The sequence below is a fragment of the Pyrobaculum sp. genome, from assembly GCF_049971835.1.
Lineage (GTDB): Archaea > Thermoproteota > Thermoprotei > Thermoproteales > Thermoproteaceae > Pyrobaculum.
The window spans coordinates 1-7,818 of sequence record NZ_JBMFKV010000100.1 but is presented as its reverse complement, the minus strand read 5'-3'; the positions used below and the strand labels follow the sequence as shown (position 1 = coordinate 7,818).

The 7,818-nt window shown below is 58.1% G+C and carries 11 protein-coding genes; 9 read left to right on the top strand and 2 right to left on the bottom strand.

Annotated elements, in window-relative coordinates; genetic code table 11:
* The 9 genes from ACP5J3_RS09135 to cimA all read left to right on the top strand — a co-directional run.
* Window positions 1-206 (top strand): hypothetical protein (locus ACP5J3_RS09135; protein ID WP_428495404.1); only part of this gene is annotated, 206 nt, incomplete at its 5' end.
* Between the two features lie 212 nt (window positions 207-418).
* Window positions 419-1,507, top strand: coding sequence for an ATP-binding protein (locus ACP5J3_RS09130; RefSeq protein WP_428495403.1), 1,089 nt, complete (start codon window positions 419-421; stop codon window positions 1,505-1,507).
* A 21-nt stretch (window positions 1,508-1,528) separates the two neighbouring features.
* A complete protein-coding gene (locus ACP5J3_RS09125) occupies window positions 1,529-2,182 on the top strand; it encodes a uracil-DNA glycosylase (protein WP_428495402.1) in 654 nt (217 codons plus the stop codon).
* Window positions 2,179-2,955, top strand: a complete 777-nt coding sequence (locus tag ACP5J3_RS09120) for a DMT family transporter (protein ID WP_428495401.1) — start codon at window positions 2,179-2,181, stop codon at window positions 2,953-2,955. Before ACP5J3_RS09125 ends, ACP5J3_RS09120 begins: the two co-directional genes overlap by 4 nt.
* Before the next feature lie 18 nt (window positions 2,956-2,973).
* Window positions 2,974-3,399, top strand: coding sequence for a PaaI family thioesterase (locus ACP5J3_RS09115; protein ID WP_428495400.1), 426 nt, complete (start codon window positions 2,974-2,976; stop codon window positions 3,397-3,399).
* A gap of 74 nt (window positions 3,400-3,473) precedes the next feature.
* A complete protein-coding gene (locus tag ACP5J3_RS09110; protein ID WP_428495399.1) occupies window positions 3,474-3,668 on the top strand; it encodes an antitoxin VapB family protein in 195 nt (64 codons plus the stop codon).
* Window positions 3,653-3,790: a type II toxin-antitoxin system VapC family toxin gene (locus ACP5J3_RS09105; RefSeq protein WP_428495398.1), complete on the top strand. Its 138-nt coding sequence runs from the start codon at window positions 3,653-3,655 to the stop codon at window positions 3,788-3,790. Before ACP5J3_RS09110 ends, ACP5J3_RS09105 begins: the two co-directional genes overlap by 16 nt.
* Window positions 3,791-3,799: 9 nt before the next feature.
* Window positions 3,800-4,027: a hypothetical protein gene (locus ACP5J3_RS09100; protein WP_428495397.1), complete on the top strand. Its 228-nt coding sequence runs from the start codon at window positions 3,800-3,802 to the stop codon at window positions 4,025-4,027.
* 24 nt (window positions 4,028-4,051) lie between these two features.
* Window positions 4,052-5,686 (top strand): citramalate synthase, encoded by a 1,635-nt coding sequence (cimA, locus tag ACP5J3_RS09095; protein ID WP_428495405.1) that lies wholly within the window; start codon window positions 4,052-4,054, stop codon window positions 5,684-5,686.
* Between the two features lie 692 nt (window positions 5,687-6,378).
* Here cimA and ACP5J3_RS09090 read toward each other — a convergent pair.
* Both ACP5J3_RS09090 and ACP5J3_RS09085 read right to left on the bottom strand, forming a co-directional pair.
* Window positions 6,379-7,479 (bottom strand): cytochrome ubiquinol oxidase subunit I, encoded by a 1,101-nt coding sequence (locus ACP5J3_RS09090; protein WP_428495396.1) that lies wholly within the window; start codon window positions 7,477-7,479, stop codon window positions 6,379-6,381.
* Window positions 7,476-7,818: cytochrome ubiquinol oxidase subunit I (locus ACP5J3_RS09085; RefSeq protein ID WP_428495395.1), on the bottom strand; the 343-nt coding region annotated here is incomplete at its 5' end. The genes ACP5J3_RS09090 and ACP5J3_RS09085, both read right to left, overlap by 4 nt.

Below are 7,818 nucleotides of genomic sequence, written 5' to 3'. Positions count from 1 at the left end.
GCCCTAGCCCTCATCGACGAGGCAATCTCCGCAGTTGTAAACGCCTGGCCTCCCACAGCGAGAGTATTTTGGAAAAGACGCTGGTGAGGGTGCTAGGCGGGGGGCATACGAGGGCTTGGAGTAGATGCAGGCTGTTGCCCTCCCAGCCGCCTAAGCTACAGCCCAGCGCCGCCGTGGGTGAAGAAACCGGTATAGGCAAGATTTGAAACCCTATACATTTTACCTGACCCTGCGCCGTACATTTTTCCTGATTCAGGATGAATGTACGGCGTTGAGTCAGGAGGAGTGTACGACGCGTTTTTGCGCCGCTCCGCATATTTTAGAACTGACAACACGCTATGATAGTTGAAAGAGGGAGATACCGAGGCCAGTTCCAAAAGTATAGATTTGGAATCGACAAAGGCGAGTTCGGTACGGCTTGACACAAGATGGGAACCCCGCCGTCCCGAGGCCTCTCAACAAGCTGATGTTCGATGACGTAGAGACGTGGGAGATCGTAGTGGAGCTGGACCGGGGGGTCGTCTCTGATCTCCAGAGGGCGTGGGACGAGGAGGTGTCCCGCCGGGGGTTTTTCCTAGTGCTCTGCGGCTCCAGCGTCTCGCTTATGGAGACGGAGGTACTCGGCTACAAATCCCCCCTCTACGGGAGGAGGACTGGGAGCTGGAGGGTAAACCCGCTCAGCTTCAGAGAGGCGCGGGCTTTTGTGCCGAGGTACAGGTTTGTTGACGCGGTGAAGGTCTGGGCGGCGGCGGGCGGCGTGCCGCTGTACCTCGCCCAGTTCGACGATGGCAGGAGCTTCGAGGATAACCTGAGGGAGGCGGTTTTCCGGAAGGGCTCCCTCCTATACGACGAGGGGTATTTCCTCCTCCGAGAGGAGTTGAGAGAGCCGGCTACCTACCTCTCTATTCTCAAGTACATAGCTCTTGGCTACAGCTCGCTGGGGAAGCTGGCGGGGGCGCTTGGCATGGACAAGACTAACCTCACCAAGTACCTATCTGTGCTGGAGACCCTCGGCTTTGTGAAGCATGTTGTGCCCTACGGCCAGAGGCGGAAGGGGATCTACCAGGTGGCGGATAACTATATGTGGTTCTGGCTGAAGTTCGTACTCCCAAACCAGTCGGACCTGGAGCTGGGGAGGGTAGACGCGGTGGTGGAGAGGATTAGGCATGAGCTGGAGATGCACCTAGGCCTCGTCTTGGAGGAGCTGACGCGGCGGCTGATAGCAGAGGGCGTGATCCCCCTCCCCTTCAAGCCCAGCTACGTAGGCCAGTGGTGGAGGGGAGGCGAGCAGATAGACGTGGTGGCGCTCGACGATAGAAACGCCCTGTTTGCAGAGGTCAAGTGGGGGAGAGCCACCACACACGACCTAGACGCGCTTATAGAGAAGTCGCAGAGGGTAGACGTGGGCCACCGCAAGAGGCATTATCTAGTAGTCGCAAGGGAGGGCGACGTGGAGGGCCTCATAGACTTCAACACCCTTGACAGGCTGACGGCTCCCATATTTTAAAGGTGGGTTCGCGGCCCCTCTGTGGACTGGTACAGTGATTTCGTCGCGCGCCTCACGGCGTGTCAAAAATGCCCCAGGCTCGCGGCTTACAGGTCAACAGTCAAGCCTTTGAAGAAGTACAGCGGCCAGCCCTACTGGGCCAGGCCCGTGCCCCCGTGGGGCGATCTGAAGGCGAGGGTCATGGTGGTGGGCTTGGCGCCGGCGGCGCACGGCGGCAATCGGACAGGTAGAATGTTCACTGGGGACCGCTCCGCCCAGAACCTTTTCAAAGCCCTCCACCTCCTCGGCCTCTCCACGAGGCCATACAGCATATCGAAAGACGACGGCGTGGAGCTGAGGTGCGTCTACATAACCTCGGCGGTGAAGTGCGCCCCGCCGAGAAACCGCCCCACACAGAGCGAGGTGGAGAACTGCGTAGCGTGGCTCCGGGAGGAGATAGAGGCAGTGAAGCCCAGGGCCGTAGTCGCCCTCGGCGCGGTGGCGTGGGGCGCCGTGCTGAGAGCCCTGGGCGCGGCCGCGGTGGAGTTTAGACACGGAGCCGCCGTGGATCTAGGCTGGGTTAAGATATACGCCTCCTACCACCCAAGCCCCCGGAATATGAACACCGGGAGGCTATCCGCCGAGGAGCTAGCCGAGGTGCTGAAGAGGGCCGCCGCCGAGGCGGGATGTATATGAAGGGGCGGGGGCTGGGCCTCCTACTGGCCACCGTCTCCATAGTGTCTTGGAGCACTAACTACCTGGTGGGTAGATACATGGCATCGGGGGGCGTCGACCCCCTCGCCCTCTCCGTAGCTAGATTTGCCCTGGCGACACCTGCCGCATTTGCCCTGGCCCGCTTCCCGAGGTACAGAGGAGGGCTCGCCCACCTGGCGGCGCTGGGGCTTCTCGGGGTGGCTGGGTTCAACATATTTCTCTACAGCTCCCTAGTCTACATATCCGCCGCCGCGGCCTCTCTATTCGTGGTTCTGGCCAGCCCCGCGACCCAGCTGTTGCAGGCTATGTTGCACCGCGAGGCGCCGGGCCGCGGGGCGTTGCTGGGCTCCGCCCTGGCGATCCTCGCCACGCTGTCATGGTCGCTCTACACTGTCCTGGTTAGGCGGGTGTATAACTTCTACACCCCCGCCGAGGCCATGGCCTGGATCTCCCTCCTCGGCACTCTGGCCATGTCGCCGCTGGCCGCCTACGCAGACTACCACGCACTGCTGACCCACACACACGCCGCTCTGGTAGTATACATCGCATTGATCCCGGGCGCCGTGGCCTACACGGCGTGGAACACCGCAGTAAAGCTGGCAGACCCGCAGTCGGCCGCCTCGCTACTGCCGCTGATGCCTGTAATTACCACCGCGCTCTCCGCCGTCCTCCTCCACGAAGGCCTCAGCCCCCTCCAGACAGTCGGCATGGCCCTCGCCATTGCAGGAGTCTACATGGCCTTAAGAGTTAAATAGACGCCTAATGCATAGGGCGTGGGGCTTAGGTCGGTGCTCGCCGTGGGGATTGACCGCATCAACGAATTTATCCACAAGGCCGAGCCCATAACGGCCTTCCTCGGATACAGGCTGGTGGAGCTGTCTGAGGGCCGCGCATGCGCCGAGCTAGACGCCGGCGAAAACGCCCAGAGGGTAGGCGGGATGCTACACGGAGGGGTAATCATGACGGCACTAGACGAGACCATGGGATTCGCCGCGTTGACGGTAAACGACGGGGACGATCAGGTGACGGTGGAGCTGAAGGTAAACTTTCTAGAACCCGGCGTGAAGAAGCCCTTCAAAATCTGCGGACAGGTGGTGAGGCGGGGCAACCGCATAGCCGTAGTCGAGGGCGAGGTGAGAGACGCCGACGGCAGGTTAATAGCAAAGGCCCTCGGCACCTGGTACTACCTCAAAAAATAACCCGTTGCACAGCGGCGCCGAGGCAGATGGCCTATTACAAGATAATGTTTAAATTTTGCAGTTGCCAATTGTATGTGAGCACCACAATTACAATTTCCCGGGAGACCAAAGCCTTGCTAGAGGCGTTAAAGGGGGGCAGGACATGGGACGAGTTCCTCAGAGAGCTGGCTCAGGAGGCTGTAAAAAGACGCAGAGAGGACGCTAGGAGGGCCCTGGCGGAGATGCTAGAAGAGGAGGCTGTGGAGAGAGCTAGATGGACAAGGTACTAGTAGACACCGACGTCGTTATTGAATATATAAAAGGCAGACTCGAGCTCGGCGACGGGGTCTTCTACATCTCTGAAATCACGTTGTACGAGCTACTCAGAGGATTTGCAGATGTGGAAAAATAAAAAAAGCTTTTGGAGGATATCTTCGTAGTTGTGTGGAACGACAACGCAGTTCTGCAGAAGGCCGCTGAGATATACAGAGAGCTTAAAAGCCGCGGCGTTACGATAAGCGACGCCGACATTATCATAGCCGCAACTGCAATTGTGAAAAACATCCCCCTGTGGACTAGGAACATAAGACACTTCGCCCCCCTCAGGAAATACGGACTTAAGCTATACAGCGGCGCCCGCATGCAGTGACGCGGCGGGAGCCAAAATTTATAAATCCCCTGCTTCTTATATAGCCATGCCGGGGATTATGTAGAAGTTCTAGACACAACTCTCCGCGACGGCGCCCAGGGCGCCAACGTCTCCTTCACCCTCCAAGACAAGATAAACATCGCCCTTAAGCTAGACGAGCTGGGGGTAGACTACATCGAGGGCGGCTGGCCCTACTCAAACCCCAAAGACTTGGAATTCTTTAAACTCATGAAGGAGTACCCCCTCACCAGAGCCAAGCTGGCCGCCTTCGGGAGCACGCGGCGCAGAGGCCTAAGACCCCACCAAGACGAGAGCCTCAACTCCATAGTCAAGGCTGACGTCCCGGCGGCCGTCATATTTGGCAAAAGCTGGACGCTACACGTCGACAGGGTGCTTGAAGCCACGAGGGAGGAGAACCTGGCGATGATTGCGGAGAGTGTGGAGTATCTAAGGCAGCACGGCATGGAGGTGATATACGACGCGGAGCACTTCTTCCAGGGCTATCAAGAGGATCCGGAGTACGCCCTCGCCACGATAGAGGCGGCGTGGAGAGCCGGGGCGCGGGTGGTGGCGCTGGCAGACACAAACGGCGGCACGCCGCCCCACGAGGTGTATAAAATAGTGCAGGAGGTGAGGCGGAGGTTTCCAAACATGCCCCTGGGCGCCCACATGCACAACGATATTGGATGCGCCGTCGCCAACACGCTGATGGCCGTCGCCGCGGGGGCGAGGCACGTGCAGGGCACCATCAACGGAGTGGGGGAGAGGACGGGCAACGCCGACCTCGTGGCCGTGTTGCCCACCCTAGAGCTGAAGATGGGGTTTAGAGTTCTGCGAGACGAGCCGCCCCCCGCCAAGTACAGCAGGCTGAGAGAGGTTTCCCGCCTGGTGTACGAGGCGCTCGGCATGGCGCCCAACCCCTACCAGCCCTACGTCGGGGAGTTCGCCTTCGCCCACAAAGGCGGCGTCCACGCAGACGCGGTTATGAAAGTGCCGAGGGCCTACGAGCACGTGGACCCAGCCCTCGTGGGCAACAGGAGGGTTTTCATCGTCTCTGAAATGGCGGGCGGCGCGAGCGTGGTGCTCAAAGCCGCGGAGGAGCTGGGGCTGGAGCTGGAGAAGAGAGACGAAGCTGTGAGACGCGCGCTGGAGGAAATTAAGCGCATGGAGAAGGAGGGCTACTCCTTCGACATAGCCCCGGCGTCGGCGCTACTCATCCTCATGCGCCACCTCGGCCTCTACAAAGAGCGCTTCCAGCTACTAGAGTGGAAGGTGGTGACGGGCCCCAGCGAGCACTCCTACGCATTTGTGAAGGTTAGGGTCGGCGAATCCGTCCGGCTGGAGGCGGGGGAGGGCGTGGGGCCTGTCCACGCCGTAGACGTCGCTCTGAGGAGGGCGCTGACGGCGTCTTTCCCGGAGCTGGGCGACGTGGCTCTCAGCGACTACAAAGTGGTGCTCCCCACGGCCAAGAAGAGCACGGAGAGCGTGGTTAGGGTCTTGGCGGAGTTTAGAGACGGGCAGAGGATGTGGAGAACAGTGGGAGTTTCTACAAACATCGTAAAGGCCTCTATAAAAGCCCTCACAGACGGCTACGACTTCGCCCTACAGATGAGAAACGGGTTAGGAAAAAAGCCTATTGGGGAACAACGACGCATTTAATAAATAGGCGAGGCCGATCCCTATCAACAGATCGATGCCGTAGGCGATGTAGAGGTTTCACAAACTGCACCGCCTCATTAAGCTAAACCTAGTGTTTATGCCAATGGCCACGAAGGTCAAGCCGAGGAACAGTACGCGGAATGGGCCAGCACTCCCCATTCACAAACACAAGAACTACGGCGTTGGTACTCCCCACCTCTTTTATTGGGTAGAAGTCTAATGCCGATGTGGTTACCACCGAGTTTACCTCTATGGCGGTTTTTTAGAGTAGGAGTGTATTATTGAACTTTTAAATTTCTAAAAATTTAAAAGTAGGTGGATGTAATCTGCCTAAGTCTTGTAGCAATTGGCAACTCAACGCTGGTGAGAATCAGTGTCAATATCATCGCCACAATTATAGCAAAGATCCACGCTGTCAATGGTAGTCGTCTGGTTTTTTGTATATGATAAACGAGGAAGAGCAACAGCCCAGCCGTGGCAAAGCCAACCACGTTGAGAACGCCTCCGAAAGCCATTTGGAGAGATTTGTCAGCTGCCCACGTCTTCAAAGCAATAGACACAAGAGTAGGTATAAAAACCGCCTGCTGGACAGCCAACACCCCTGAGAGCCAGGATCGAGAGTAAAAAAGCAGTACTGCGAGGATCCAGAAGAGAAAAGTAACGGGATACGACCAGAAAAAAGCTTCAGACATTTAAACCTCGGGCACCTCTGCAATGAACCTCCTATACAAGGCGTAGAACGCGGCCATTGTGAAAACCACAATTGACAGTATTAAAAAAGCCAGTATCACATAAACAGCTGGCATGGGTATATCCATGTAGAAGTTGGCAAACAAGTCGGCAGACAGGCCCTTGTCGCCTAGAATCACCAGGTTGGGGTAGCGCCCCCCGTCGTTGAGAATCTCGCCGAGGGCGACTGTGAAGAGCGCAAGCGGCCCCAGCCACTTGACGTAGCTAGAAATTACGCCCGCCCTCGCCGCTTTATACGAGACGAATCCAAGCGCCAGTAGGGCGACGACGGCGGCGAGTTTTATAACAAATAGCGGGAGGAACTCTCCGTTGACCGCCTTGAAGAGTAGCGGGGAGTACCAATCAAGCGAGAAGTAGTACAGCGGGCCGAAGATGAGCTGAGCGGCCAAGAAGCCCACCCCCAGCAACAGGCCGGCCTTTACTCCCCTGGGGTCCTTATCCAAAGCCAGCAGGCTGGCGGCGACGAAGCCCCCAGTAGATATTACAGCGGTAGCTGTGTGGAGGTACAGGGTCCAGAACAGCGGGTTGGAATAGGGCATGAAGCCGGGGTTGTGGCCAGTTTGGAGGTAGTACGCCACCCCCACGGGGTGGTTTATCTCGGCGAAGATGGCTCTGAAGCCGAAGGGCACGCCGAAGCCGGAGAGAGCCATCACCCACATCACCAGGGAGTGCGTCCGCGGGTGTATCTTGCCCCAGGTATACCAGCTAATCGCAATCGTCGGTATCCTAATCATTATAGAAGCGATGGCTATGGCTATGGGGATGAAAAGAGTATTCGTGGCCAGAGTCGTCACGGCGGTGAAGAAGCCGGCTAGGAATACGGTGATTATTGTGCCCCACACGCCGGAGAACAGCTCAGACACTATCAACACCTTAAACACCTTCCTCGCAAAGAGCTCGGCCCACGGGTCGCTCTCCCTGTAGGCCTTCCACCTAAACAACGCGGCGAGGAGGCCGGTGCCGATAGTCATCGAGACGAATATTACGTGTAGCGTAACGGCGAGGCCGAGGCCTACAAAGCCGATGAAAACCGCGGGGTTCATTTCCCAACCCCGGCGCCCTTCTTCAAAAGCTCTAGGAATTTGTACTCCCTAGTGGCCACTAGATACATGGCGTAGAGGCCGCCGAGGTTCACCGCCAAAATCACAAGATAGGCGAAGGTGAGGAAGCCGGGGCTGGAGGCGTAGGACACCGGCGTCACAATCTCCGAGGGGTACAGGAGGCCGTAGACGCTCCAGGGCTTCCTCCCAATCTCCCTGACCGCCCAGCCGCCCACGGCGGGAATGACTGTGCCTAGGACCAGCAGAAGCGCTAGGAGAAACACCCTACGCTTCTCGTCGCCGAATATTCTAGCAATGGCGCTGGCGATGGCGGAGAGGCCG

Coding starts and splice junctions, on each gene's coding strand:
- ACP5J3_RS09120 (WP_428495401.1), top strand. CDS start 2,179: ATGAAGGGGCGGGGGCTGGGCCTCCTACTGGCCACCGTCTCCATAGTG.
- ACP5J3_RS09105 (WP_428495398.1), top strand. CDS start 3,653: ATGGACAAGGTACTAGTAGACACCGACGTCGTTATTGAATATATAAAA.
- ACP5J3_RS09090 (WP_428495396.1), bottom strand. CDS start 7,479: ATGAACCCCGCGGTTTTCATCGGCTTTGTAGGCCTCGGCCTCGCCGTT.